The organism is Pseudomonas sp. TJI-51 (assembly GCF_000190455.2).
GTDB classification, from domain to species: Bacteria; Pseudomonadota; Gammaproteobacteria; order Pseudomonadales; family Pseudomonadaceae; genus Aquipseudomonas; species Aquipseudomonas juntendi.
The window spans coordinates 1-25,550 of sequence record NZ_AEWE02000031.1; the positions used below are offsets into that span (position 1 = coordinate 1).

General features: G+C 57.2%; 21 protein-coding genes and 2 pseudogenes. 13 read left to right on the forward strand and 10 right to left on the reverse strand.

Annotated features, from left to right (window positions below):
* Positions 1-107 precede the first annotated feature (107 nt).
* Positions 108-728: a guanylate kinase gene (gene gmk / locus G1E_RS06995; RefSeq protein WP_009681989.1), complete on the reverse strand. Its 621-nt coding sequence runs from the start codon at positions 726-728 to the stop codon at positions 108-110.
* A 13-nt stretch (positions 729-741) separates the two neighbouring features.
* Positions 742-1,605 carry a YicC/YloC family endoribonuclease gene (locus G1E_RS07000; protein ID WP_009681990.1) on the reverse strand — a complete coding sequence of 288 codons (864 nt, stop codon included), beginning with the start codon at positions 1,603-1,605 and terminating at the stop codon, positions 742-744.
* A 205-nt stretch (positions 1,606-1,810) separates the two neighbouring features.
* On the opposite strand from G1E_RS07000, the gene rph reads away from it, so the two are divergent.
* Positions 1,811-2,533 (forward strand): ribonuclease PH, encoded by a 723-nt coding sequence (gene rph, locus G1E_RS07005; protein WP_009681991.1) that lies wholly within the window; start codon positions 1,811-1,813, stop codon positions 2,531-2,533.
* A gap of 202 nt (positions 2,534-2,735) precedes the next feature.
* Here rph and G1E_RS07010 read toward each other — a convergent pair whose 3' ends face one another.
* The gene (locus G1E_RS07010) at positions 2,736-3,515 is read right to left on the reverse strand and encodes an exodeoxyribonuclease III (protein WP_047149728.1); all 780 of its coding nucleotides are present in this window, start codon (positions 3,513-3,515) and stop codon (positions 2,736-2,738) included.
* 80 nt (positions 3,516-3,595) lie between these two features.
* Between G1E_RS07010 and pyrE the strand changes: the two genes are divergently transcribed.
* Positions 3,596-4,237, forward strand: a complete 642-nt coding sequence (pyrE, locus tag G1E_RS07015; protein ID WP_009681992.1) for an orotate phosphoribosyltransferase — start codon at positions 3,596-3,598, stop codon at positions 4,235-4,237.
* Between the two features lie 154 nt (positions 4,238-4,391).
* Here pyrE and argB read toward each other — a convergent pair whose 3' ends face one another.
* Both argB and G1E_RS07025 read right to left on the reverse strand, forming a co-directional pair.
* Complete coding sequence (argB, locus tag G1E_RS07020) at positions 4,392-5,297, reverse strand: acetylglutamate kinase (protein WP_009681993.1); 906 nt, start codon at positions 5,295-5,297, stop codon at positions 4,392-4,394.
* A gap of 30 nt (positions 5,298-5,327) precedes the next feature.
* Positions 5,328-6,701: pseudogene (locus G1E_RS07025) on the reverse strand (phosphomannomutase/phosphoglucomutase); the annotation flags it as partial.
* Between the two features lie 16 nt (positions 6,702-6,717).
* On the opposite strand from G1E_RS07025, the gene G1E_RS28625 reads away from it, so the two are divergent.
* The gene (locus tag G1E_RS28625; protein WP_165944130.1) at positions 6,718-6,858 is read left to right on the forward strand and encodes a hypothetical protein; all 141 of its coding nucleotides are present in this window, start codon (positions 6,718-6,720) and stop codon (positions 6,856-6,858) included.
* On the opposite strand, the gene dut is transcribed toward G1E_RS28625, so the two are convergent.
* On the reverse strand, positions 6,840-7,295 hold the full coding sequence (gene dut / locus G1E_RS07030; protein WP_047149729.1) for a dUTP diphosphatase: 456 nt from the start codon (positions 7,293-7,295) through the stop codon (positions 6,840-6,842). The two genes, G1E_RS28625 and dut, sit on opposite strands and share 19 nt — an antisense overlap.
* 5 nt (positions 7,296-7,300) lie before the next feature.
* Positions 7,301-8,512, reverse strand: coding sequence for a bifunctional phosphopantothenoylcysteine decarboxylase/phosphopantothenate--cysteine ligase CoaBC (gene coaBC / locus G1E_RS07035; RefSeq protein ID WP_009681996.1), 1,212 nt, complete (start codon positions 8,510-8,512; stop codon positions 7,301-7,303).
* 129 nt (positions 8,513-8,641) lie between these two features.
* On the opposite strand from coaBC, the pseudogene G1E_RS07040 reads away from it, so the two are divergent.
* The 3 genes and pseudogenes from G1E_RS07040 to G1E_RS29280 form a co-directional block, all read left to right on the forward strand.
* Positions 8,642-9,154, forward strand: a pseudogene (locus G1E_RS07040) (JAB domain-containing protein); the annotation flags it as partial.
* A gap of 498 nt (positions 9,155-9,652) precedes the next feature.
* Positions 9,653-10,690 (forward strand): hypothetical protein, encoded by a 1,038-nt coding sequence (locus G1E_RS07045; RefSeq protein WP_009681998.1) that lies wholly within the window; start codon positions 9,653-9,655, stop codon positions 10,688-10,690.
* 336 nt (positions 10,691-11,026) lie between these two features.
* Positions 11,027-11,923 (forward strand): alpha/beta fold hydrolase, encoded by an 897-nt coding sequence (locus tag G1E_RS29280; protein WP_014754857.1) that lies wholly within the window; start codon positions 11,027-11,029, stop codon positions 11,921-11,923.
* Here the strand turns inward: G1E_RS29280 and G1E_RS07060 are convergent.
* Positions 11,916-12,449: a hypothetical protein gene (locus G1E_RS07060; protein ID WP_009682000.1), complete on the reverse strand. Its 534-nt coding sequence runs from the start codon at positions 12,447-12,449 to the stop codon at positions 11,916-11,918. The two genes, G1E_RS29280 and G1E_RS07060, sit on opposite strands and share 8 nt — an antisense overlap.
* 99 nt (positions 12,450-12,548) lie before the next feature.
* Here G1E_RS07060 and G1E_RS07065 point away from each other — a divergent pair, with 99 nt between their 5' ends.
* Positions 12,549-13,088: a hypothetical protein gene (locus G1E_RS07065; RefSeq protein ID WP_003253418.1), complete on the forward strand. Its 540-nt coding sequence runs from the start codon at positions 12,549-12,551 to the stop codon at positions 13,086-13,088.
* A 275-nt stretch (positions 13,089-13,363) separates the two neighbouring features.
* Positions 13,364-13,600, forward strand: a complete 237-nt coding sequence (locus G1E_RS28255; RefSeq protein WP_074059229.1) for a hypothetical protein — start codon at positions 13,364-13,366, stop codon at positions 13,598-13,600.
* A gap of 535 nt (positions 13,601-14,135) precedes the next feature.
* Here the strand turns inward: G1E_RS28255 and G1E_RS07075 are convergent.
* Together G1E_RS07075 and G1E_RS07080 are read right to left on the reverse strand one after the other, a co-directional pair.
* Positions 14,136-14,810, reverse strand: coding sequence for a heavy metal response regulator transcription factor (locus tag G1E_RS07075; protein WP_003253420.1), 675 nt, complete (start codon positions 14,808-14,810; stop codon positions 14,136-14,138).
* A 489-nt stretch (positions 14,811-15,299) separates the two neighbouring features.
* Positions 15,300-16,643: an OprD family porin gene (locus tag G1E_RS07080; protein WP_009682001.1), complete on the reverse strand. Its 1,344-nt coding sequence runs from the start codon at positions 16,641-16,643 to the stop codon at positions 15,300-15,302.
* Between the two features lie 404 nt (positions 16,644-17,047).
* Between G1E_RS07080 and G1E_RS07085 the strand changes: the two genes are divergently transcribed.
* The 5 genes from G1E_RS07085 (at position 17,048) to G1E_RS07105 (ending at position 25,509) form a co-directional block, all read left to right on the forward strand.
* Positions 17,048-18,319 (forward strand): TolC family protein, encoded by a 1,272-nt coding sequence (locus G1E_RS07085; protein ID WP_016712696.1) that lies wholly within the window; start codon positions 17,048-17,050, stop codon positions 18,317-18,319.
* Between the two features lie 68 nt (positions 18,320-18,387).
* Positions 18,388-19,638, forward strand: coding sequence for an efflux RND transporter periplasmic adaptor subunit (locus tag G1E_RS07090; protein WP_003253426.1), 1,251 nt, complete (start codon positions 18,388-18,390; stop codon positions 19,636-19,638).
* Positions 19,639-19,662: 24 nt separating this feature from the next.
* Positions 19,663-22,824, forward strand: a complete 3,162-nt coding sequence (locus G1E_RS07095) for a CusA/CzcA family heavy metal efflux RND transporter (protein ID WP_003253428.1) — start codon at positions 19,663-19,665, stop codon at positions 22,822-22,824.
* A gap of 162 nt (positions 22,825-22,986) precedes the next feature.
* Positions 22,987-23,310 (forward strand): DUF2790 domain-containing protein, encoded by a 324-nt coding sequence (locus tag G1E_RS07100; protein WP_003253432.1) that lies wholly within the window; start codon positions 22,987-22,989, stop codon positions 23,308-23,310.
* A gap of 201 nt (positions 23,311-23,511) precedes the next feature.
* Positions 23,512-25,509 (forward strand): heavy metal translocating P-type ATPase, encoded by a 1,998-nt coding sequence (locus G1E_RS07105; RefSeq protein WP_009682002.1) that lies wholly within the window; start codon positions 23,512-23,514, stop codon positions 25,507-25,509.
* The last annotated feature ends 41 nt before the right edge of the window (positions 25,510-25,550 follow it).

Below are 25,550 nucleotides of genomic sequence, written 5' to 3' on the forward strand. Positions count from 1 at the left end.
GAACCATAGAATCTCCCACATGATCTCCACAGTTCTCAGCTAATGTGAGGCACCTGTGGGAGCTGGCTTGCCGGCGATTGGGCTGCAAGGCAGCCCCGTGCGGTCTCTCAGGAGAGCAATTCTTTCAGCAGCCCACTGTTGCGTTGCTGTTGCTTCCTCAACACCAGGCGGTTGGCGCGGAACACTGCTTTCAAGTCTTCCAGCGCTGCATTGAAATCATCATTGATGATCACGTAGTCGTACTCGTCGTAGTGCACCATCTCGCTGACCGCTTCTTTCATGCGCCCATCGATGATCTCTTCGCTGTCCTGCCCGCGCCCGTCCAGGCGCTGGCGCAGCGCCTGCTGGCTCGGTGGCAGGATGAATACCGACAACGCATCGGGCATCACCCGGCGAACCTGCTGGGCGCCTTGCCAGTCGATTTCCAGAATCAGGTCATAGCCCTCGTCCAGGGTTTGCTGCAGTGCGCTGCGCGACGTGCCGTAGAAATTGCCGAACACTTCGGCATGCTCCAGGAAGTCACCCTGTGCGATCAGCGCCTTGAATTCCTCGTGCACGACGAAGTGGTAGTTCACCCCGTGCTGCTCGCCCGGGCGCATGGCGCGGGTGGTGTGCGAGACCGAAACGCGGATCTGCCGGTCTTCCTTGATCAGGGCGTTGACCAGGCTGGTCTTGCCGGCGCCGGAAGGGGCCGAGACGATGTAGAGGGTGCCGCTGTTGTGGTTCATGGTTGGGGTGGCCTTACTCGATGTTCTGTACTTGTTCACGCATCTGTTCGATCAATACCTTCAGGTTGACCGCCGCCTGCGTGCTGCGTGGGTCGAAGGCCTTGGAGCCAAGGGTGTTGGCCTCGCGGTTGAGCTCCTGCATCAGGAAGTCCAGGCGCCGGCCGGCGGCGCCGCCCCCCTTGAGCACACGGCGTACTTCGGTAACGTGGGTGCTGAGGCGGTCGAGTTCCTCGGCCACGTCGCTTTTCTGGGCCAGCAGCACCATTTCCTGCTCGAGGCGCTGTGGGTCGAGCTCTGCCTGCATGTCGCCGAAGCGGTCGAGGATTTTCTGCCGCTGCGCCGCGAGCATCTGCGGCACCAGTGCGCGCAGCGTCGTGACTTCACCGGCCATGCTGTCCAGGCGCTCGTTGATCAGGCGCGCCAGTTCCTGGCCTTCGCGCTGGCGCCCGGCCTTGAGTTCGGCCAGGGCTTCGTCGAACAGCGCCATGGCTTCAGCGTTGAGTGCCTGCGGGTCACTGGTATCGGCTACCAGCACGCCGGGCCACGACAGCACTTCCAGCGGGTTGAGCGGGGCTGGCTGCCTGATCAGCCCGGCCACTTCTTCGGCGGCGGCGACCAGTTGTGCGGCGCGCTCGCGGTCGACCTTCAGCGGCTTGCCGGTGCTGTCTTCATTCAGGCGCAAGGTGCATTCCACCTTGCCCCGTGACAGCCCTTGGCGCAGGCCTTCACGCACGCCGCCTTCGAGGTCGCGCAGGGCCTCGGGCAGGCGCAGGTGCGGCTCCAGGTAACGGTGGTTGACCGAACGCAGCTCCCAGACCAGGGTGCCTTGGCTGCCGGCGCGCTCGACACGCGCAAAAGCGGTCATGCTATGCACCATGGGGAGTACCTCGCTTGGATAAGTGAAAGGCGCAGGATTGTAGCGCAGTGGGGGCGTGGCGCCCAATCGGCCTATGTTACCGGTAGGTGGTGGTCGGGGTAGGATAAGGCGACGGGCCGTCTGCGCGCGACAATAGGCATGTCCTCACCGGGCTTGCGGCTCTATAATGCTCGCCAGATTCAAAGTCCCAGTACAGGTATCCCAGATGAAACGTCCAAGTGGTCGCGCCGCCGATCAGCTCCGCTCGATCCGCATCACCCGCAACTACACCAAGCACGCCGAAGGGTCGGTACTGGTCGAGTTCGGTGACACCAAGGTCATCTGCACGGTCAGCGTGGAAAACGGTGTGCCGCGCTTCCTGAAAGGCCAGGGCCAGGGTTGGCTGACCGCCGAGTACGGCATGTTGCCGCGTTCCACCGGTGAGCGTAACCAGCGTGAAGCCAGCCGCGGCAAACAGGGTGGCCGCACCCTGGAAATCCAGCGCCTTATCGGGCGCTCTCTGCGTGCCGCACTGGACATGAGCAAGCTGGGCGACATCACCCTGTACGTCGACTGCGACGTGATCCAGGCCGATGGCGGTACCCGTACCGCGTCCATCACCGGTGCCATGGTTGCCCTGTGCGACGCCCTGGCAGTAATCAAGAAGCGCGGTGGCCTCAAGGGCGGTAACCCGCTCAAGCACATGATCGCTGCCGTTTCGGTCGGCATGTACCAGGGCGAAGCGGTGCTCGACCTGGACTACCTGGAAGATTCCGCTGCCGAAACCGACCTGAACGTGGTCATGACCAGCGCGGGCGGCTTCATCGAAGTGCAGGGCACTGCCGAAGGTGCGCCGTTCCAGCCGGAAGATTTCAACGCCATGCTCGCCCTGGCGCAGAAAGGCATGACCGAAATCTTCGAGCTGCAGCAGGCGGCGCTGGCCGATTGAGACCAGCCGGAGAGGTGCAGATGTTCTGCCACCTCTCCGCGCTGCTGGGCCCGCTGATCTGGCGGCCGATCACAAAGATTTTCTGTGGCCCCGTTCGCGGGCACGCCCGCTCCCACAGGGATCGCGGCGCTTTCACTGGTAGCGCCGTACCTGTGGGAGCGGGCGTGCCCTCGAACGGGGCTGCAAAGCAGCCCCAATTGCTTCAGATGGTCAGCGTCCAGTCATAGTCGACAATCAGCGGCGCATGCTGCGAGAAGCGCGGCTGGCGCGGCAGGGGGGCGTTGCGCACGAAGCGGCGCAAACCCGGGGTGAGGATCTGGTAGTCGAACCGGTAGCCCAGGTTGAGCATCTCGGCCTGCTCGTTGTCCGGCCACCAGCTGTACTGGTCGCCTTCACGGCTGACTTCGCGCAGGGCGTCGACGTAACCCATCTCGCCCGTGATCGCATCCATCCACGCACGCTCCGGCGCCAGGAAGCCAGGCGACTGCTGGCTGTCGCGCCAGTTCTTGATGTCGAGCTTCTGCTGCGCCACGTAGAACGAGCCGCAATAGATGTACTCGCGGCGCTTGCGGCGCTGCTTGTCCAGGTACTTGGCGAAGTCGTCCATCAACTTGAATTTCTGGTTCAAGTCTTCGTCGCCGTTCATGCCCGAAGGCAGTAGCAGGCTGGCAATACTGACTTTGTCGAAATCTGCTTGCAGGTAACGCCCGTAGCGGTCGGCTGTCTCGAAGCCCAGGCCGGTGATGACTGCCTTGGGCTGCATGCGCGAATAAAGGGCCACACCACCTTGGGCTGGCACCTCCGCGTCGCAGGCATAAAGGAAATAGCCATCGAGCTGGAAAGCTGGGTCATCGAGTTCAAAGGCCGAGGCGCGGGTATCCTGAAGGCAGATGACGTCGGCATTCTGGGCTTGAAGCCAGCTGAGCAAACCACGCTCGGCCGCAGCCTGAATGCCATTAACGTTCACACTGATGATCCGCATAAATGGCCCCATAAATCTCGTGCGTGTATGATACCCGAGCTCAACCCATTTAGCTAAATCCGTGGTGTCCGGGACTATTCATGCAGCCGTATCAGCGCGACTTTATCCGTTTTGCCATCGATCGCGGGGTACTGCGTTTCGGTGAATTCACCCTGAAATCGGGGCGTACCAGCCCGTATTTCTTCAATGCCGGCCTGTTCAACACCGGTTCCGCCCTGGCTGAACTGGGCCGCTGCTATGCCGCCGCCATCGTCGACAGCAAGATCCCGTTCGATGTGCTGTTCGGCCCTGCATACAAAGGCATTCCGCTGGCGGCGACCACTGCCGTCTCGCTGGCTGACCAGCACCAGCGCGATGTGCCATGGTGCTTCAACCGCAAGGAAGCCAAGGACCACGGCGAAGGCGGCAGCCTGGTTGGCGCACCGCTGGCCGGTGATGTGCTGATCATCGACGATGTGATCACCGCCGGCACTGCCATCCGTGAGGTCATGCAGATCATCAACGCCCAGCAGGCCAAGGCCGCCGGCGTGCTGATCGCGCTGAACCGCGAAGAACGTGGCAATGGCGAGCTGTCGGCTATCCAGGAAGTGGAGCGTGACTTCGGCATTCCAGTGGTCAGCATCGTTTCGCTGACCCAGGTGCTGGAGTTCCTGGCTGACGACCCACAGCTCAAGCAGCACCTGCCCGCTGTCGAAGCTTACCGGGCGCAGTACGGGATCTGATCCTGGCCCGGAAATGAAAAAGGCGACCTTCTTGTGAAGGTCGCCTTTTTTTGTGCCGCCTGTTTCGGCCTATTCGCGGGCACGCTCCCACAAGGCGCTATCCCTGTGGGAGCGGGCCTGCCCGCGAAGGGGCCGGTACAGGCTAACCGATCACTCAGCGCGGCTTGCGGTTGGTGATCAGGGTGCCCACGCCGCTGTCGGTGAAGATCTCCAGCAGCACCGCATTCGGCACGCGGCCGTCGATGATGTGCGAGCTGTTAACGCCGCCCTGCACGGCATCCAGCGCACACTTGATCTTCGGCAGCATGCCGCCGTAGATGGTGCCATCGGCGATCAGCTCGTTGACTTGCTCGGTGGTCAGGCCGGTCAGGACCTGGCCCTGTTTGTCCATCAGGCCCGCAATGTTGGTCAGCAGCATCAGCTTCTCGGCCTTCAGCGCTTCGGCCACCTTGCCGGCCACGAGGTCGGCGTTGATGTTGTAGGACTCACCGTTGACACCCACGCCGATTGGCGCGATGACCGGGATGAAGTCGCCTTTGACCAGCATGTTCAACAGGTCGGTGTTCACGCTCACCACTTCGCCCACGTGACCGATGTCGATGATTTCCGGGGTGGTCATCTCGGGGGTCTGGCGGCTGACGGTCAGCTTGCGTGCGCGGATCAGCTCCGCGTCCTTGCCGGTCAGGCCGATGGCGCTGCCGCCATGGCGGTTGATCAGGTTGACGATGTCCTTGTTGACCTGGCCGCCCAGCACCATTTCCACCACGTCCATGGTCGCCGAATCGGTCACACGCATGCCGTCGATGAAGTGGCTTTCGATCGACAGGCGCTTGAGCAGGTCGCCGATTTGCGGGCCACCCCCGTGCACGACCACCGGGTTGATACCGACCGCTTTCATCAGCACGATGTCACGGGCGAAGCCGGTCTTGAGCTCCTCGCTCTCCATCGCGTTGCCGCCGTACTTGATCACCAGGGTCTTGCCGACAAAGCGGCGGATGTAGGGCAGCGCTTCGGACAAAACCTCGGCTACATGGGAAGCGGCATCGCGATCGAGGGTCATGCAGGGCTCCTGTGAGGAACAGATAATCGGTCAGAACGGCAGTTGCAGCTCAGGATCAACCCGCAGCAACTGGGTACGGAAAACATCCTTGATACGTTGCAATTCGGCGTCACTGTCGGCCTCGAAGCGCAGTACCAGCACCGGTGTGGTGTTGGAGGCGCGAACCAGGCCCCAGCCATGGGCATAGTCGACCCGCACACCGTCGATGGTGGTCAGGTTGGCTTCGCCCCAGTCGGCGTCGCGTTGCAGTGCATCAATGATGCTGAATTTACCCTCGTCGGTCACATCAATATTGATTTCCGGCGTGGAAATGTCGTTCGGGAAGGCGGCAAACAGGTTTTCGGCGCTCTGTTCGGCCTTGCTGAGGATCTCCAGCAGGCGCGCGGCACTGTAGATACCGTCGTCGAAACCGTACCAGCGTTCCTTGATGAAGATGTGACCACTCATCTCGCCCGCCAGCAGCGAACCGGTCTGTTTCATCTTCTTCTTGATCAACGAATGGCCGGTTTTCCACATCAGCGCCCGGCCACCGTGTTGTTCGATCAGCGGGGTCAGGCGCCGGGTGCACTTGACGTCGAAGATGATCTCGGCGCCCGGGTTGCGTCCCAGTACGTCCTGGGCGAACAGCATTAGCAGGCGGTCGGGGTAGACGATGCTGCCGGTGTTGGTCACGACGCCGACGCGGTCGCCGTCACCATCGAAGGCCAGGCCGATGTCGGCGCCGGTCTGCTTGACCTTGGCGATCAGGTCTTCGAGGTTTTCCGGCTTGCCTGGGTCCGGGTGGTGGTTAGGGAAGTTGCCGTCCACCTCGCAGAACAGCGGGATCACCTCACAGCCCAGGGCTTCGATCAGCTGGGGGGCAATCACACCGGCGGCGCCATTGCCGCAATCCACCACGACCTTGAGCTTCCTGGCCAGCTTCACGTCGCCGACGATCTGCTGGAAGTAGCGGTCGAGGATCTCGACTTTTTCCACACGCCCTGCAGCCAGGGTCAGGTCGTTGGTTTTCAGGCGGGTCAGCAAGGCCTGGATCTGTTCATTGGCCAGGGTGTCGCCGGCGATGACGATCTTGAAGCCGTTGTAGTCGGACGGGTTGTGGCTACCGGTCAGCATCACGCCCGACTTGCCGGCCAATACGTTGGCCGCGTAGTACAGGGCCGGGGTCGGCACCAGGCCGACGTCGCTGACCTGGCAACCGGCATCGACCAGGCCCTTGAACAGTTGCTCCACCAGCATTGGCCCGGACAGGCGGCCATCGCGGCCTACCGAGACTTGCGGTTCGCCCTGGGCCAGGCTTTGCGCACCAATGGCGCGGCCGATCCAGTAGGCGGTTTCGGCGTGCAAGGTCTTGCCGACCACGCCGCGAATGTCATACGCGCGGAAAATGCTGTCTGGCAATGTGGCGGGGACCAGGTGGGCCATGTCGTTCATCTCTGGAAGCTCCATTAATCAAAGGCTTTCTGGGCAGGCGCAAATTGAACGCTTGGACGGTGGTTTCACCAGAGAGTTCGCCATCCTTGGCCTGAACGGTCGTGTTTCGGCTCAGTGGCTGCCGGAGTGACCGAAGCCGCCAGCGCCGCGCTGGCTTTCATCGAAGGCCTCGACGATATCGAAATGCGCCTGCACGACCGGCACCAGCACCAGCTGGGCGATACGCTCGCCCACGGCGATGGTGAAAGGGGTGGTGCCGCGGTTCCAGCACGACACCATCAGCTCGCCCTGGTAGTCCGAATCGATCAACCCGACCAGGTTGCCCAGCACGATGCCGTGCTTATGGCCCAGGCCCGAACGCGGCAGGATGACTGCGGCCAGGCCCGGGTCGCCGATGTAGATCGACAAGCCGGTAGGAATCAGCAGGGTCTGGCCTGGTTCGAGGACGGTGTCTTGCTGGAGCAGGGCGCGCAGGTCGAGGCCAGCGGAGCCGGGGGTGGCGTAGGTTGGCAGCGGAAATTCGCTGCCCAGGCGTGGGTCGAGGATCTTGGCTTGAGGAGCGTGCATGTAACTTATTGAACCTGGTTGAGCCGTTCGGCGATGAAGGCGACCAGTTGCCGGGCGATCTTGCCCTTGCTGGTCTGCGCGAAGAGGGTTTGGTGCTGTTGGCGGTCGATCACGGTCAAGGCATTTTCTTCGCTGTTGAAGCCAATGCTGGGGTTGGCCACATCGTTGGCGACGATCAGGTCGAGGTTCTTGTCCTTGAGCTTGCGCGTGGCGTAATCGAGCAGGTGTTCGGTCTCGGCAGCAAAGCCGACGCTGAACGGGCGGTCGGCGCGGCCGGCGATGGTGGCAAGGATATCGGGATTGCGCACCATCTGCAGCAGCATGCCGTCGCCGGTCGTAGGATCTTTCTTCAATTTTTGTGTGGCAACGACTTCCGGGCGGTAGTCCGCAACGGCTGCCGAGGCAATGAACAGGTCGCACGGCATGGCCGCCTCGCAGGCCGCGAGCATGTCCCGCGCGCTGACCACGTCGATACGGCTGACCCGGTCCGGGGTTGGCAGATGCACCGGGCCGGTCACGAGGGTCACCCGAGCCCCTGCTTCAGCTGCCGCCTCGGCGAGGGCGAAACCCATCTTGCCGGAGCTATGATTGGTGATGTAGCGCACCGGGTCGATGTTTTCCTGGGTCGGCCCGGCGGTGATCAGCACATGCTTGCCGGTCAGGGCCTGGCGCTTGAAGCTTTCTGCCGCGCACCAGGCCAGCTCGGTGGCCTCGAGCATGCGCCCCAGGCCCACGTCACCACAGGCCTGGCTGCCGGAGGCCGGGCCGAATACCTGGATGCCACGGCTTTTGAGCAGGTCGAGGTTGGCCTGGGTCGCCGGGTCGCGCCACATGGCCTGGTTCATCGCCGGGGCCACCGCCACGGTGGCGTCGGTGGCCAGTACCAGGGTGGTCAGCAGGTCATCGGCCATGCCCTGGGCCATGCGCGCCATCAGGTCGGCGGTGGCCGGGGCGATCAAGACCAGGTCGGCCCACTTGGCCAGTTCGATGTGGCCCATGGCCGCTTCGGCAGCCGGGTCCAGCAGGTCCATGTGCACCGGGTGGCCCGACAGCGCCTGCAGGGTCAGCGGGGTGATGAATTCGGCACCCCCACGGGTCATGACGACGCGCACCTGCGCGCCGTGCTCCAGGAGACGGCGAATCAGCTCGGCGCTTTTGTAGGCGGCAATGCCGCCCCCCACGCCGAGAACGATGCGCTTGCGATACAGCCGCTGCATAGGCTTGCCTTTTTCCAGTGAGAGCGGGCGGCGACGTTTGCAAATGCCTGCGGCAGAACGTCGCATGTACGAGGCGAAATAGATTAACACAGGGCCGAAATGGGCCGCAGCAAGGGCAGAGGGGCAGGGATGAATATCAGGGAGTGGCCGGCTGAAGATCGGCCAAGGGAGAAGCTGTTGCAACGGGGTGCGGCGGTGCTGTCGGACGCCGAGTTGCTGGCCGTGTTGCTCGGTTCGGGCGTGGCCGGGCGCAATGTACTGGACCTTGCACGCGGGCTGCTGGTGCGTTTTGGTGGGCTGCGGCAGTTTCTTGAGGCCGAGCGCGCGGCGGTGCTGCGCGAGCCGGGCATAGGCGCTGTGAAATACGCACAGTTGCAAGCGCTGCTGGAAATCGGCCGGCGTTACCTGGATGAGCACATCGCGCGCGCAGCGGTGCTGGAAGGGCCCGAGGCGGTGCGGCGTTACCTGAAGGCCATGCTGCGCCATGAGCCCAGCGAGGTGTTCGGTTGCCTGTTTCTGGACACCAAGCACAGGCCGCTGGCGTTCGAGATTCTGTTCAGGGGCACCATCGACCGTGCCAGCGTCTACCCGCGGGAGGTGGTGCGGCGGGCATTGCTGCACAACGCGGCCGCGTTGATCCTGACGGGTTATGGTGTCAACTCTAGTGTTTCACTCGGCTGAAGTGCCCGAGATAGAAGCATTCCTTGATGCTTATTCAGATTTTGATGTTCCATATTCAGTGTTGCAGAGCAAATTTGATTTTAGGCCCAGGCGGGCCACCACAGCAGTCAGCTTCACCAACAATTGTGATGCTAGGTCCCGGATGACTGGGGCTCAGGCTGTTGCTTGCGGTTCACAGAAAAGCTGGGAATTCCTACCCATCTTCCCGAAAAAGCTGAACATTACGGCAAAATCTGATGGAACCTACTCCACGTGGCCAAGGGATCCTACATCGCTGATGGCATTTTGACCTTCTCCACTCATTGTGTACCGCTGGATAAAAAGGCGAGAATGCGCGCGCAATGGAAGGCATGATGCGCGCAGGTCGGCGCTCTCGTGGCAGGATGTCACCGGCTTCATGCCTCCACAGCCAAGGCTCGCACGAGCCTTTAAGCTTAATGCCAATTTGTGGAGAGTGATGTGCTGAGTGACGACGACCAAAAGCTAGCCAAGATCCTTTTTGGCCTTCTGAAAAATGCGACTAGCCAAGCCGTCGTCAAGGAATTCCTCCGGACGAAGGGCATCCCCGTTTCTGCGCAAAACTGGGACGATCTCTATGAGAAGCGGATCGAGCCTGCCCTCAAGGATAAAAAACTTGCCCTGAAAGACCTCCGTGATCTACTGCAGCAGGTGGAGGAGTTTGGCAAGCAGCACTCGTTCCTTTTCCAGTGCACTGAAGAGCGGGCAATCGGCCTGCTGTCTCCTACGCGCATCGCTTCAATCGCAGCAGCTGAGGGCCTTTCGGGGCTGTTTACTCACCCGCTGGATCTTGAGATGCCCGACGAGGCCACAATCGTCGACATCCGCCTGTACCGTCCGGACCCGCAGAAGACACCGGTTTCGCTTACGATCAAAGTCGTCGAAAGCCGTGACATCAATCGTCTCAGCGCTGTGGAGACGGATCCAGCAACTGGCGAACTGATTCGACGCTATGCGACCACAAAAAAACGTGCGGTGAATATTGTTCACCTGGACCACACTGGTTTATTGGAGTTTCGTATTGCCTCTCAAGATAATCAGGCAAAGAAATATTCCGAGCTCTTGTGGGTGTTGAAAAACAAAGTAAGGAAATTTCTACCGGACGATGGGTTCGCTGAAGTTTCGCTTAGCCCCGCTAAGAATAAGATTCTGCGCGAGCGCGATAACCTCTCCCAAGAAATCAGATATAGCAATTCAACGGCTCGAAATGAATTCGGGGCCCAAATGCAGATTACCTCCGCATCGGTTGATGAAAACCTTTCATCGGATGAGGGTTCGATGTCTGCGTTGGATCGCTTCTTGGAGCGTGATGGCGAAGTGACGGGAGCCAATATTTACGTTAAACTACCAGACAGTGATTCTCCCCGTGAACTGAGGCTTTTGATTTCGGGTGAGAGAAACGAGTTTGCGGTGACCGTAGCGTGCTCCGCCGGAGAATACGAATATGTTCGCGGAAAAGTTATCGCCTTTAATACTTAACCATCCAGACGAGGCTGAAGGCCTCCGAAGATTGGCTAGTTTTATCCAGGGCTATGAATCCCAGGGTGGCGAAGCTTTGCCTAGAATTCGGCTAAACCCGAATCGCATGTTCGATATTATGCAAGCCGGTACTTCCGCGCACCTTGCAATCTTGATTAATATCTTGGTAACGGGCCGGATTATCAAGAGATTCCTTATTGTTAGGTGCCCCAGCGGCGAAGGTCTCTCATTCCAATCTTACGGCGATATCCCAGAGATTGTTCGTGATCCTGGGATGGATACCGAATTTGAAGTACTTGCCGCCAACGTGGAACCAACCTATAGATTGGTGCTCGATTGAAGCCTGTTGATATTGTTACCCTTGTTCGATCGACTTGGGAAAATACGATTGAGACCAAACGACTGGCCCAGCTGCAGGCAATTAGGGCAACTCTGGATGCCGAGCATCTGGAGCTGTTTGACTCGTTAGTCGATATGCAGATTTCTAATGTCAAAGATGATGCTCAGGCCATCACGCTCATGCTTGTCCATGGTATTCAAACTGATGGTTCCTGGCACGAGCTGGTAAAAGCAGCCTTCCGAGATGTTGCTCATGTCAGAGTCAAAGGTCTTGGCTACCATTGTGTGACCGCGCTGCAGCTTGCGTGTCCGTTTCGATCTACGCCAATCAATAAGATCGCAAATGACTTCCGAGACGCACGGCTTATGGAACCGACTGCTCGCATTATGGTCATTGCCCACAGCTTCGGCACCTATATCATTAGTCGGATCCTCGCCAAATACACTGACATCAACATTGAGAGAATTGTTCTCTGCGGCTCCATAATAAAAGGCAATTATGCCTGGGAGAAGCATGCTCGGCACATGGCTGCAGGCAACATCGTCAACGATGTCGGGACGCGAGATTTTTACCCCGTCCTAGCTACCTTTTCGACTATAGGCTACGGCGGGACTGGTCGAAACGGATTTAAAAATACACGTGTAGCTGACCGTTACTTTGATTACGGCCATAGCGATTTTTTTGAGCCCGACAAGGACCATATCGTCAAATATTGGAAGCCTTATATTCTAGATGGGACCATCGTCGAGTCTGAGTGGGATAGCATAAAGCCGAAGACCCATCTGGGAATCATGCTGGCTTGTCACCCTTGGATCGGCAGACCTGCCTTCTATGCAACCGTTGGGTTAATTACAGCTGCCGTAGCGGGTTTGGCTTGGTGGCTACTCACCTGATCTTCCACTGCTCTGTTTCAGGGTCCCTTACCAAATGCTGCTCTGAGACGACATCCAAGCCTACGGACCTAAAAATACTGAGCATTAGCGTCATAGAATAGTAATAGAGTCGCTGGTGTCGTCCCTTGTCTGAGGCCACAAACACCCCGTCAATCCGTCCATCCTCACTAGTCGCGAATTCGAATACGTACGAGTGGATTACCTGGTTCGCGACAAAAGTCATATCCCGCAGTTCTTTGTAAACTTTAGTAGTTTCGTAGTTTTCCATTATGTTGTGCCGATTGAAGTAGTCTACTGTCTTGCCACTGGTGATCGGGTAGTACGGTAGATGGAGCTTAATTTTCTTCGTTGATTCAGAGATTTTGTAGGTCTCGATTAGCTTGCGTACCGTATAAAAACTGACAAAAATTTCACGTTCTGCTTTCGCATAAATGCGCCCTTCAGAACACTCTTTTACACGAGCCTTCTCAAGCCAACGAGCTGAACGAAGAAGTGACTTCCTCCAATCATCAGACTCGTAAATCATCAGGATTCTCCTTGACTGAGAAATAAATAAAGCGTCAGTCTATTACTGCTGCATCAATACAATATTATCACCTCGGCTAGCATAGGACGCAATAGGTCAATGACCCAGGCTCTAAAGCAATATATCGCGAAAAGCATTAACTCAGTTATAATGATGGCCCCGCTTAAACGGGAGGTGATACGCCTCATCATATGCTGCTCTATAGCAATTATCCTGAATGCCATCCTATTCTTTGGTGTAGAAAACGACGGTACCATCAAGCCATGGGCAGAGATACCACTGAAACTGTTCGCCTCAACAACTTTATTTGCCTTTATGGTGAAGATTTTCCTTCCGCTTTTCGGTTGGACCATATTGAAGGCAGTGTTATTGAGCGCCAATAATGCCTTTAGTGGGGTGCTAAGCTTTCTAGGGAATCAATTTACAGGTGCTTTGTATTGTTCGGCCTTTATCCTGGCTTCTCTTACACTTAAGCAGTATGTAATTTCAGGGTTTATGGATCCTCAATTGGCTCTGATGGCGCCTACTGTTCTCTTTGCGGGCTTCTTGTACTTCTATATTTTTCAGTGCGCTATTCAAAAAACAATGACGCCTGCTCTGTGTGCTCCGCCTCTCCCGCGCTCTAGCAGGGTGCCGTGACTACCTGTTCTTGTAGGGGCAGGTTCGAATAGCAAGAGTCACTTGATGGCGTGATTTGATCTCTATCCTGGTGCCATAGCATGGCGCCAAAATTCCGCCGGCATAAAAATCTCCTGCCTGACACAATCAGAATAATAAATGCTACGAAAGTAGGCTGCGTACTGAGCGATTATGGAAAACTTCGCTGGAATCTATTCGTCATTACGTGATAAAAATTATTCTGTGCCCCGGTAAAGTGGCACAAAAATATAGAGCAACAGTTCAAGGGAATAGATATGGCTCAGTATAAGCACGGCAATTTTCTGCACAAAAGTGATCATTCGGAGTACGATAAAAAGTATTCGCCTGGTACCGAAGCGCCAAATCCAGGCATTTACCGATGCGTCTCCTGCGGGGATGAGATCGGTATTGCCAAAGGGCATGTTCTTCCTCCACAGAACCATCACCAGCATGCACCTGGCGCGGGCAAGATTGAGTGGCAGTTAGTGGTTTTTGCACAGCAGCGGAAATAAGGTTTTTGGGCTCAGTAGAGCTCTGCAACGTGGGTTCTACTGAGCACTCAATAAAAGGACGGAATCCGTATTGACTATTCAAACCACTATGAGGAGGGTGATCGTGAGCGTGCCTGGTTACGCATATATTCGGATATTAGATTGCCGAAATTGATGTCGGCCTCTTCAACAAAAATATTGACGTGGCAGTAAAACTCTTCAGGACCCCTGAGATAATTGAAAATTCTTGATCTGACGACGCCACAAACCCCCGCTTTGACGGCCGTAGAGGGTAGGTTGACTACATCGCCAACACATGGGATAAGAGCTAAGCCATGCTCACTGTTAAAGACAATATCAGCTGAGCGGTCATCAGGCCTGACAAACTCTTGATCCTCCGAGACCTGCTGATAATCAATGCTATACCTCATGCACAGCCTACCTCATTTGCGGGGTAAGGAATCAGCGCCGCGGGTCGTAAATAGTAAAATCCAGTTCAGTAGGCACGTTTGCGACGGAATTAGTTAGCCGATCTCGATACTATATAGTTTGGCAATTAACGCTTTTCAAGTACATACCCTACGCCTCTAAGTGTGTGTATCAGCTTGGTTTCGAAGGGGTCATCTATCTTGGCTCTGAGTCTTCGAATCGACACCTCTACAACGTTCGTGTCGCAATCAAAATTCATATCCCAAACCTGAGAGATAATCTGCGTACGGCTCAGTACCACCCCGGTGTTACGCATCAAGTAGTGCAGCAACGCGAATTCTTTGGTGGTCAAATCAATACGCTGACCGTCCCTGAATGCCCTGTGCCGGCTTTGATCAAGTTCCAGATCGGCCACGCGAATGACCTCCACAGATGCGGGGTGATCTGACCTGCGCATCAAGGCGCGAACCCGGGCTAGCAGCTCTGGGAACTCAAATGGTTTGATCAGATAGTCATCTGCGCCGTTCTCCAGCCCCCGGACCTTATCCGCCAATCGGCTTCTCGCCGTCAGCATCATGATGCGGGACGGGCAGTTTTTACGGCGCAACAACTCAAGGACCTGCCAACCGTCCATCTCTGGTAGGTTTATATCGAGGATAATCAGCTCGTACTCATGCTGCTTGGCCAAGAATAATCCATCTGATCCGGTGTGGACGCAATCTACGACATAGCCACACTCTGTAAGGCCTTGACGCACATACTCCGCAGTTTTTACTTCATCCTCAATTACCAGAATTCGCATGGGATTATGTCTCGATATCACTGAGCAATTAACCGCGCACGCGCGCCGGCATTATTGAAATGGATGGTAAATCAAAATGAGCGTGTTGGGGTTCAAATGACGGATTTGTAATTTCTAGGTAATACAGTTGATAGTCTGGAGGTATATCTTGTCGCGGCTTGGGTTTGACAGTTGCGGGCCCTCTCTCCAGCGGATGATTTGACCATATGAAATACTGGGTTATTTTCTTCTTTGTGCTAGCTTCGTTCCGTTCGGATGACGGCGAGGTCGCTCATGTTGAGGAGACTGGTCATTGGTGTAGTCATGAACTTCACCGGCATGCAATGCGTACAATCGAACGCTTACTTGAATTTTAGGCAAAAAAAAGGCGCCCAATGGGCGCCAAATATCCACCTTTTACCAAAGGAGCAATTAAGCCACTCAAGGTGAATTCGTAATGCTCGTTTTACTAATCGGACCAGCCGTCGAAAGACTGGCCCGCTCAGCGAATTACAGAATCGAAAGCGGGTACTCGATGATTACACGAGTTTCATCCAGATCCGATTCGAAAGCAGTGGCACGCGTGGTTGCCTGGCGCAACCGGAAGGACAAGTCTTTTGTCGGACCGGTTTGCACAACGTATTTGACTTCGACGTCACGCTCCCAACGCTTCTGATTGTCGAGCGGGTTGCCGTTGTCGTCGGTGCGCATGTAGAACTGGTTAGCGTTCGAGTAATCCGCGCCCGAGCCTCTGGCGTAGCGGGTCATGAACGTCAGGCCTGGGATGCCGTAGCTGGTGAAGTTCAGGTCATAGCGCAGCATCCAGGAACGCTCTTTCGGCGAGTTGAAGTCGCTGTACTGGATGGAGTTGTCGACGAAAATCGAGTCCGACTGACGCAGATAGTCGAAATCGTCGTCGCCGTTGTTGCGCTGGTGCGACAGGGCCAGGGTGTGGGCGCCGTAACGCACGCCGACCTTGGCACTCCAGATGTTGTTGTCGAATTCACCCAGGCGCTTCTTACCTTCATCTACGGCTTTGTAGTAGTTGAAGCCACCGATCAGCGCCAGATCGTCGCTCAGCGGGTAAACAACGCTGGTGCCGGCGTAGTACTGATTCCAGACGTCTTTCAGCTGGCTGGCGTAGACGCTCACAGTCCAGTTGTCGTTGATCGAGTAGTCACCACCACCGTAACCGATCCATGGCGAGTTGACCGGGCCGCCGTAGAAGGTCACGAAGTTGTCGTTCAGGTTGCTGGAGACTGGCTGGCTCATGGCGTGCAGTCGACCACCCTGAAGGGTGAGGCCTTGGATGCTGGTGTTCTCAACGGTCACGCCGCGGAAGCTTTCTGGCAGCAGGCGAGAGTCACCGGATGCAACGACCGGAGTCGATGGGAAAACATCACCTACTTTCACGATGGTATCGAACAAGCGGACTTTGGCTGCACCGCCGACCTTGGTGTATTCGTCGCGAGCTTCGCCCTTGTTATCAACGGGTAGCACGTCGAAGGAGCTACGGCCGCCGTTGCGCCCATCACCGGTGTCGAGCTTGAGGCCGATCATGGCGAAGGCATCAACGCCGAAGCCAACGGTACCCTGGGTAAACCCAGAGTTGAATTTACTGATGATCGCGTGCGCCCAGGCTTCGGAGTAGCCGTTGGTATTGCCCTTGCCACTGTTGTAAGTGGGGGCGGTGCTGTCGCGATTATCACGGTTGAAGTAGAAGTTACGGTTCAACACTGTAAGGCTGCTGCCTTCAATGAAGCCTTCTGGCTTGTCTTCAGCTTGTGCCGAAATAGCGTAGCTTCCAGACAGCGCAGAAACTGCCGCCAAATACAGTGGTACTTTGATTTTCATCCGATGCTCCTTTGATTCACGGCAGTTTTTATTATGTTTACCGGCGCGGGTGTCGTTAATTGTTCTGACCCGGCGGCGCGCCTAGCGTAGCGCGAGCTCATATTTGCAGGCCGAAGATAACGGGAGGGTGATAGGACAATTACAATTTCGTCATCTGCCTGTTATTCGGCGCCTTCGCACCGCGTGTTTGCCATCTCCGTTGCTTGTAACGAAATCCTAGTGCCGGGTTTGGTTTCCCAGTATTTTCGGGCATTACAGGACTTTCTTACGAAATTGTAATTTTCTAGCCACCCCTCTGATAGCTACCGCTCATTAGAGTGCCATCACCTAATCAAGTGGGGCTTGGCAGCTGTTTCGGCGTTCTCGCCAAGCTTTATCGAAGTTTGTGCACGAGGACCATCAAAGTGCCCCGGTATAACCGCAATGTCTTATCCAAGACCTCCGTCTCGCCCTGGAAGATCGCTGCACTCTGTGCAGTCATCTCTGGATTGATGGCACCTGCAGCTCTTGCTCAAAGCATCAGCTTGCCCCAGGCGCTTTCGACGGCCATGGATGCCAACCCTGACCTGGCCGCGGCCCGGCAAGAGATTGGCATCGCTGATGGTGCTCGCAAGCAGGCCGGGCTTATCCCCAACCCCACTATTTCGTACGACGTGGAAGACACCCGTCGTAACACCAGCACGACGACCGTGTCGCTTAGCCAAACCCTGGAGCTGGGTGGTAAGCGGGGAGCTCGTGTTGACGTCGCCACTTACGGGCAGACCGCCGCACAGCTGGAGTTGGACCGTCGCGTGAACGGTCTGCGGGCAGACGTCGTACAGGCCTTCTACGCCGCATTGCGGGCCCAGACAGGCCTTGACCTGGCCAAGCAATCTCTCGAACTGACTGAGCGCGGTCTCCGCATCGTCGATGGTCGTGTTCGCGCAGGTAAATCGTCTCCAGTAGAGGCCACCCGCGCCCAAGTACAACTGGCCGAAGCAAAGCTGCAAGTTCGACGTGCCGAAACCGAAAAGACGACCGCTTACCAGCAACTCGCTCAAATTACCGGGAGCTCGGTCACCGTCTTTGATCGACTCGAATCGCCAACCCTCTCCCCGGGACTGCCACCGCGGACTGAAGAGCTGCTGGCGAAGCTCGATCAGACCGCAGAAATGCGCCAGGCCGTGGTACAGATCGACAAGAGCGATGCCTCGCTCGGTTCAGAGAAAGCTCAGCGTATCCCGAACCTTACCGTCAGCGTAGGTAGCCAGTACGACCGCTCTGTGCGCGAGCGTGTCAACACTGTGGGCGTCTCTATGCCTTTGCCGCTGTTTGATCGCAACCAGGGCAACATTCTTTCCGCTTCTCGTCGTGCAGATCAGGCCCGAGACCAGCGCAATGCTGTGGAGCTGCGGCTGCGCACCGAAACCCAAACCGCGTTGAACCAGTGGTCCACCGCCATGCAGGAGGTCGAGTCCTACGACAAGACCATTCTGCCGTCAGCCCAACAAGCCGTAGATACCGCAACCCGCGGCTTCGAGATGGGCAAATTCGGCTTCATCGAAGTGCTGGATGCCCAGCGCACCTTGATCGTCGCTCGTGGCCAATATCTCGAATCGTTGGCAGCGGCGACCAATGCGCGTGCGCAGGTGGAAAGGGTTTATGGCGAAGTCGGCTCAACTGCCGGCGCTCGCTGAACGGGCCAAACATTTTCTTCGGCACACAGCCTTGAACAAGCCGGTGCCTACGATCAGCAGGAGTAGCAATGGATAACAAACGCAAGATCGCCCTCGCGGTAGCCGCTGTGGCAGCCCTCGGATTTGGCAGCCTTGCCTGGAACAACAGTTCTGGACAGCAGGCCGCTAGTACCGCCGAGCATGGCGCTAACGATGGCCATGGCGACGAAAAGAAAGCCGCATCTGCCGCCAAAGAGGAGGGTGATGAGGGCCATGGTGAAGAAGGCCACAGCGAAGAGGGCGGTGAAGAAGAGGGCAAGCTGACGCTTAGCGCTGAGCAGATCAAGGCTGCCGGCGTTGCCCTGGAAGCTGCAGCGCCGCGTGACTTGGGTACAGTCGTGAGCTTCCCGGGCGAAATTCGCTTCGATGAAGACCGGACCGCCCACGTGGTTCCTCGTGTTCCTGGCGTTGTAGAGACTGTCCAAGCCGACCTGGGTGAGACGGTCAAAAAGGGTCAGGTCCTCGCTGTAATCGCGAGCCAGCAGATCTCTGACCTGCGCAGCGAACAACAGGCCGCACAGCGTCGCGTCGAACTGGCGCGAGTGACCTTCGAGCGTGAGAAGCAGCTGTGGCAGGACAAGATTTCCGCGGAGCAAGACTACCTCCAAGCACGCCAAGCGCTGCAAGAAGCGGAGATCTCCTTGGCCAACGCCAAGCAGAAGGTCGGTGCGATCGGTGCTTCGGTTAACTCCGTTGGCGGTAATCGTTACGAACTCCGAGCTCCTTTCGACGCCGTGGTGGTGGAGAAACACCTGACCGTTGGCGAAGTCGTCAGCGAGGCGACCAACGCCTTCATCCTTTCTGACCTGAATCAGGTCTGGGCAACCTTCGCCGTCCCGCCTACAGATCTGGGCAAGGTCACGACTGGTCGTGCGGTGAAAGTCTCTTCGCCTGACATGAATGTCGAGGTCGAAGGGAAGGTGGGTTATGTCGGGAGCCTGCTGGGCGAGCAAAACCGCGCAGCCACTGTCCGCGTCACCTTGACCAACCCCAACGGTGCCTGGCGTCCAGGCCTGTTCGTGAACATTGCGGTCACTTCCCAGACTGATCGAGTTGCCGTAGCGGTCCCTGAGCACGCAGTCCAGACCGTTGAAGACAAACCCTCGGTATTCGTACGCACCCCAGATGGGTTTGACACCCGCCCGGTAAAACTGGGTCGTCGCGACAATGGGTACGTGGAAGTCATCGACGGTATTGAAGCCGGCGCCCAGGTAGCAACCAGTGGCAGCTTCACACTCAAGTCCGAGCTCGGCAAAGCTTCTGCCGAACACGGTCACTGATGCGAACTGACAGGATGATTTCTCATGTTTGAACGTATCATCAGATTCGCCATCGAGCAGCGCATCGTAGTAATGATCGCTGTTCTGATCATGGCGGGTATCGGTATCTACAGCTATCAAAAGCTGCCCATCGATGCGGTACCCGATATCACCAACGTCCAGGTGCAGATCAACACTGCAGCGCCTGGTTATTCGCCTTTGGAAACCGAACAACGGATCACGTTTCCAGTTGAAACGGCCATGGCCGGTCTCCCGGGCCTTCAGCAGACCCGTTCCCTGTCTCGCTCTGGCTTGTCTCAGGTCACCGTGATCTTCAAGGATGGCACTGACATCTTCTTTGCCCGCCAGTTGATCAACGAGCGGCTGCAGGTTGCGAAGGAACAGCTGCCAGAAGGCGTAGAGGCCGTTATGGGCCCGGTATCTACCGGCCTCGGCGAGATCTTCCTGTGGACCGTTGAAGCCGAAGATGGCGCGGTCAAAGAGGACGGTACGCCTTACACCCCGACCGACCTGCGCGTGATCCAAGACTGGATCATCAAGCCTCAGCTGCGCAACGTCCCGGGTGTAGCCGAGATCAATACCATCGGCGGCTATGCCAAGCAGTTCCTGGTTGCGCCAGATCCTAAGCGCCTGGCTACCTACAAGCTTACCCTCAATGACCTGGTCGCAGCGTTGGAAAGTAACAATGCCAACGTCGGCGCCGGCTACATCGAACGTAATGGTGAGCAGTTGCTCATCCGTGCGCCCGGCCAGGTAGGCAACATCGAAGACATCGCCAACATCGTGATCACCAGCGTGGATGGTGCACCGATTCGCATCAGCAGCGTTGCTGACGTCAGCATCGGTAAAGAACTCCGCACAGGTGCTGCTACTGAGAACGGCCGCGAAGTCGTGCTCGGTACCGTGTTCATGCTGATTGGTGAAAACAGCCGTACTGTGTCTCAAGCTGTCGCCGCCAAACTGGCGGACATCAACCGCACCCTGCCAAAGGGCGTGGTGGCTGTGACCGTTTACGACCGTACCAACCTGGTTGAAAAAGCCATCGCGACGGTGAAGAAGAACCTGGTAGAAGGCGCGATCTTGGTAATCGCGATTCTGTTCCTGTTCCTCGGCAACATCCGTGCAGCCCTGATCACCGCGATGGTGATTCCGCTGTCCATGCTTTTCACCTTCACAGGCATGTTCAACAACAAGGTCAGTGCCAACTTAATGAGTTTGGGGGCACTCGACTTCGGCATCATCGTCGACGGTGCCGTGGTTATTGTAGAAAACGCGATCCGTCGACTGGCTCATGCGCAGCATAAGCATGGCCGCATGCTCACCAAAACCGAACGCTTCCACGAGGTCTTTGCCGCGGCGCGAGAAGCTCGCCGGCCGCTGATCTTCGGTCAGCTGATCATCATGGTGGTGTACCTGCCGATCTTCGCCCTCACCGGCGTCGAAGGCAAAATGTTCCACCCTATGGCGTTCACCGTTGTGATGGCTCTGCTGGGCGCAATGATCCTGTCCGTTACCTTTGTTCCTGCAGCTATTGCCATGTTCGTCACTGGCAAGGTGAAGGAAGAGGAAGGCGTGGTCATGCGCACAGCTCGACTGCGCTATGAGCCGGTTCTGCAATGGGTGCTGGGACATCGGAACATCGCTTTCTCGGCCGCAGTAGCCTTGGTCGTGCTCAGTGGTGTGCTGGCAAGTCGTATGGGTAGCGAGTTCATCCCAAGCCTCAGTGAGGGTGACTTTGCGATGCAGGCCATGCGTGTGCCTGGAACGAGCCTCACTCAGTCCGTCGAGATGCAGCAGCGTCTGGAGAAAGCGGTAATAGCGCAGGTGCCTGAAGTCGAGCGGATGTTCGCACGCTCGGGTACCGCGGAAATTGCATCTGACCCGATGCCACCGAACGCCTCCGACGCCTACATCATGCTCAAGCCTCAGGATCAGTGGCCTAACCCCAAGAAGCCTCGCGATGAGCTGATTGCTGAGGTGCAGAAGGCCGCAGCGGGTGTTCCAGGAAGCAACTACGAGTTGTCGCAGCCAATCCAACTGCGTTTCAACGAGCTGATTTCGGGCGTGCGTAGTGATGTCGCTGTGAAGGTCTTCGGCGATGACATGGACGTGCTCAACAACACCGCCAACAAGATCGCGGCAGCGCTCAAAGCGGTACCGGGCTCGTCGGAAGTGAAAGTTGAGCAGACATCCGGCCTGCCGGTGCTGACAATCAACATCGACCGCGAGAAAGCAGCACGCTACGGCCTGAACATCGCGGATGTTCAGAACTCGATCGCTATCGCCGTGGGTGGTCGCCAGGCCGGCACGCTGTATGAGGGCGACCGTCGGTTCGACATGGTAGTGCGCCTGCCTGAGACCGTTCGCACCGACGTAGCGGGGATGTCCAGTTTGCTGATTCCGGTGCCTGCCAATGCGGCTCAGGGTGCCAACCAGATCGGTTTCATCCCGCTGTCGCAGGTCGCTAATCTGGACCTGCAACTGGGCCCGAACCAAATCAGCCGCGAGAACGGCAAGCGTCTGGTAATTGTCAGTGCCAACGTTCGAGGCCGTGACCTGGGATCCTTCGTTGAGGAGGCGACCGCTTCGCTGGATCAGAAGGTGCAAATCCCTGCGGGCTACTGGACGACTTGGGGTGGCCAGTTCGAGCAGCTGCAGTCGGCTGCCAAACGGCTGCAGATCGTTGTTCCAGTCGCCTTGCTGCTGGTCATGACCTTGTTGTTCCTGATGTTCAACAACCTGAAGGACGGCATGCTGGTCTTCACCGGTATTCCATTCGCACTCACCGGTGGTGTTGTGGCGTTGTGGTTGCGGGACATCCCACTGTCGATCTCGGCAGGTGTCGGCTTCATTGCACTGTCCGGCGTTGCAGTACTGAACGGCCTGGTGATGATTGCCTTCATCCGCGGGCTAAGGGAGGAAGGGCGAACGCTCAGGCAGGCAGTCGATGAAGGTGCATTAACCCGTCTGCGACCTGTTCTGATGACTGCCTTGGTAGCTTCCCTGGGCTTCATCCCGATGGCTTTGGCCACCGGTACCGGTGCAGAAGTTCAGCGGCCACTGGCGACTGTGGTGATTGGCGGGATCCTGTCCTCCACCGCATTGACCTTGTTGGTACTGCCTGCCCTGTATTACTGGGCACACCGCAAGGATGAAGACGGCGACGAGGCCGAAGTGGTTAGCTAACAGGCTCCGCTAAAGAGAAGCCCACAACACGTGTTGTGGGCTTTTTTGTTTAAAGTGAAGTAGATGCACTTACCTTTCAAAATTGTAAGTTTCTCGTCATGCCGGTGATGCCTATGCATTGCTAAGGTTACGCCCGAGAAGTTTTGAAATTGAGAGGGTTTTATGAAAAAGCTAATTATCGCTGCTGCACTTGTTGTTTTCTCGGTGGCTTCGCAGGCCAACACTTTTTCCGAGAGCAAGCAGCTGCAATACACCAAGGAGCACCAGACCGCAGTGGCCAAGTACGCGGAGAAAAATGGCAAGCCAATGCCAGAGATTCAGGATTACAAATATGGCATGAAGATAGACGTTGCTAAGTTCGTACGTCAGTCGCAGGACCCACGTACCTGCCAGGTCTACCCACGGTTGATGACCTTCGAGGACTCCCAGGGCACGCTCAAGACTGTTCGTTACTCGATGTATTCGCAATGCATCAACAACAAGTAGTAAACGATTTGAACAGAACAATTAGAGAATTCATAAATGCCAGGCAGTGCCTGGCATTTTTTATTACGCCCGATGCCCCATGGTTTTGACATGTTAACGCCTGGGCCGGGGCAAACCGTGCAATAGGTCTTAGCTAACCAACCGCGACGGCTCCCAACTGCAGAGGGCAATTGGAAGCCTTGACCCCAGAAGGGACGAGTTATGAAGAGTTTGCTTGAACGCCCTGATGACCAAGCTGGGCATGAAGGTCATAGCCATGAGCATGGCGGCATTTTTGGCATGAACACGGAGCTGATTTTCGCGCTGATCTGTGGTGCCCTCCTGGGTGCCGGAGCTCTCGCAGGACAACTTGACCTGATTGATCGACTGCCCCTGATTCTGTACGTGTCGGCCTATGTGTTCGGTGGATGGTTCACCACCAAGGAAGCGATCAGCAACATCCGCCAGAAACGCTTCGAGATCGATTCGCTGATGCTTCTCGCCGCAGCCGGTGCCGCGAGCATTGGCGCCTGGGCGGAGGGGGCTCTGCTGCTGTTCCTGTTCAGTCTGGGGCATTCCCTTGAAAGCTACGCGATGGGGCGGGCCAAGAAAGCGATTGAGGCACTGTCCAAGCTCGCACCAGCCACCGCGATCGTACGCAGAGCAAATGGCACGTTGGAAATGCCTGTGGAGCTGCTGGTTCCCGGTGACGTTGTCATCGTGCGCCCCAATGACCGCCTACCGGCCGATGGTTTTGTTGTAGTGGGCTCCTCAAGTATCAACCAGGCGCCAGTAACCGGTGAGAGCGTCCCCGTGGACAAGCAACCTGTCCCTGATGCCGAACTCGCACGCAGCAAGCCAGATGCAGTGGATGCAGCCTCGAAAGTCTTCGCCGGTACCATCAATGGCGAAACGCTCATCGAGGTTGAGGTAACACGGCGCTCTACGGAAAGTACCCTGGCGCGGGTCATCAAGATGGTCAGTGAAGCCGAAGTCAGGAAGTCACCGACCCAGCGATTCACGGACCGCTTCCAACGCATATTCGTCCCGTTGGTTTTGCTGCTGGTAGTCGGGCTGCTATTTGCCGGCATTTTCCTTGATGAGCCGTTCCGTGACTCGTTCTACCGGGCGATGGCCGTACTGGTTGCAGCCAGCCCCTGCGCGCTGGCGATCGCAACACCAAGCGCCATTCTATCTGGCATCGCCAGGGCAGCCCGAGGTGGCGTGCTGATCAAGGGCGGTGCACCGCTTGAAGAGCTCGGCTCCTTGAATGCCATGGCATTCGACAAGACCGGTACCCTGACCGAAGGGCGCCCACGCATCACCGATGTAATACCGGTAGGCGGCACGCAGATCGAGGATCTACTAAACGTCGCCATCGCTGTGGAGTCGATGAGCGACCATCCGCTGGCTGCGGCAATTGTGCGTGACGGTGAAGAGATGATTGGCACACGGCGCCGATTGCAAGCCAAGAACATGAGCAACATGATTGGCCGCGGCGTACGTGCCGAGCTTGATGGGCAGTTCGTCTGGATTGGCAAGGTCGAGATGTTCGGTACCAATGGTATTCCCGCACTGAGCAAGGCAGCCTTGGAGGCTGCGGAGCGTCTGCGTCAGTCGGGCCGCACAACCATGGTGGTACGTCGCGCTGACAAGGATCTGGGCGCTATCGGGCTATTGGACACACCCCGAGAGGGTGCCAAAGAGGCACTCCAGAAACTCAGAGAGATGGGCATCGACCGCATGGTCATGATTTCTGGGGACCACAACCGCGTTGCAGAGGCGGTAGCCAAACAAGTTGGCTTAGATGAGGCGTGGGGAGACCTAATGCCGGAAGACAAGGTCAAGGCCATCAAGAACCTGCGCCTCAGCGCCAGGGTGGCCATGGTGGGTGACGGCGTGAATGATGCCCCTGCCATGGCCAATTCGAGCGTTGGCATCGCAATGGGGGCTGCCGGATCTGATGTCGCCCTGGAAACGGCTGATATCGCGCTTATGGCTGACGACATCAGGCAACTCCCATTTGCGGTGGGGCTGAGCCGTCACACGCGATCGATCATCCGCCAGAACCTGTTCGTCAGCTTGGGGATTGTGGCCATCTTGGTTCCGTCTACCATCATGGGCTTGAGCATTGGTGCCGCCGTTGCGATCCATGAGGGCTCCACACTGCTGGTCGTCTTCAACGCCTTGCGGTTGTTGGCCTACCGCAGAAGCTCCTGATCCCTGAGCTTCAATCATGAAGCTAAGCAGGGAAATGACTT

Bases quoted from the DNA above. Each gene is read 5' to 3' on its own strand.
- gmk (WP_009681989.1), bottom strand. From the start codon at position 728: ATGAACCACAACAGCGGCACCCTCTACATCGTCTCGGCCCCTTCCGGC.
- G1E_RS07000 (WP_009681990.1), bottom strand. From the start codon at position 1,605: ATGGTGCATAGCATGACCGCTTTTGCGCGTGTCGAGCGCGCCGGCAGC.
- rph (WP_009681991.1), top strand. From the start codon at position 1,811: ATGAAACGTCCAAGTGGTCGCGCCGCCGATCAGCTCCGCTCGATCCGC.
- G1E_RS07010 (WP_047149728.1), bottom strand. From the start codon at position 3,515: ATGCGGATCATCAGTGTGAACGTTAATGGCATTCAGGCTGCGGCCGAG.
- pyrE (WP_009681992.1), top strand. From the start codon at position 3,596: ATGCAGCCGTATCAGCGCGACTTTATCCGTTTTGCCATCGATCGCGGG.
- argB (WP_009681993.1), bottom strand. From the start codon at position 5,297: ATGACCCTCGATCGCGATGCCGCTTCCCATGTAGCCGAGGTTTTGTCC.
- G1E_RS28625 (WP_165944130.1), top strand. From the start codon at position 6,718: ATGTCGTTCATCTCTGGAAGCTCCATTAATCAAAGGCTTTCTGGGCAG.
- dut (WP_047149729.1), bottom strand. From the start codon at position 7,295: ATGCACGCTCCTCAAGCCAAGATCCTCGACCCACGCCTGGGCAGCGAA.
- coaBC (WP_009681996.1), bottom strand. From the start codon at position 8,512: ATGCAGCGGCTGTATCGCAAGCGCATCGTTCTCGGCGTGGGGGGCGGC.
- G1E_RS07060 (WP_009682000.1), bottom strand. From the start codon at position 12,449: ATGATTTACGAGTCTGATGATTGGAGGAAGTCACTTCTTCGTTCAGCT.
- G1E_RS07065 (WP_003253418.1), top strand. From the start codon at position 12,549: ATGACCCAGGCTCTAAAGCAATATATCGCGAAAAGCATTAACTCAGTT.
- G1E_RS28255 (WP_074059229.1), top strand. From the start codon at position 13,364: ATGGCTCAGTATAAGCACGGCAATTTTCTGCACAAAAGTGATCATTCG.
- G1E_RS07075 (WP_003253420.1), bottom strand. From the start codon at position 14,810: ATGCGAATTCTGGTAATTGAGGATGAAGTAAAAACTGCGGAGTATGTG.
- G1E_RS07080 (WP_009682001.1), bottom strand. From the start codon at position 16,643: ATGAAAATCAAAGTACCACTGTATTTGGCGGCAGTTTCTGCGCTGTCT.
- G1E_RS07090 (WP_003253426.1), top strand. From the start codon at position 18,388: ATGGATAACAAACGCAAGATCGCCCTCGCGGTAGCCGCTGTGGCAGCC.
- G1E_RS07095 (WP_003253428.1), top strand. From the start codon at position 19,663: ATGTTTGAACGTATCATCAGATTCGCCATCGAGCAGCGCATCGTAGTA.
- G1E_RS07100 (WP_003253432.1), top strand. From the start codon at position 22,987: ATGAAAAAGCTAATTATCGCTGCTGCACTTGTTGTTTTCTCGGTGGCT.
- G1E_RS07105 (WP_009682002.1), top strand. From the start codon at position 23,512: ATGAAGAGTTTGCTTGAACGCCCTGATGACCAAGCTGGGCATGAAGGT.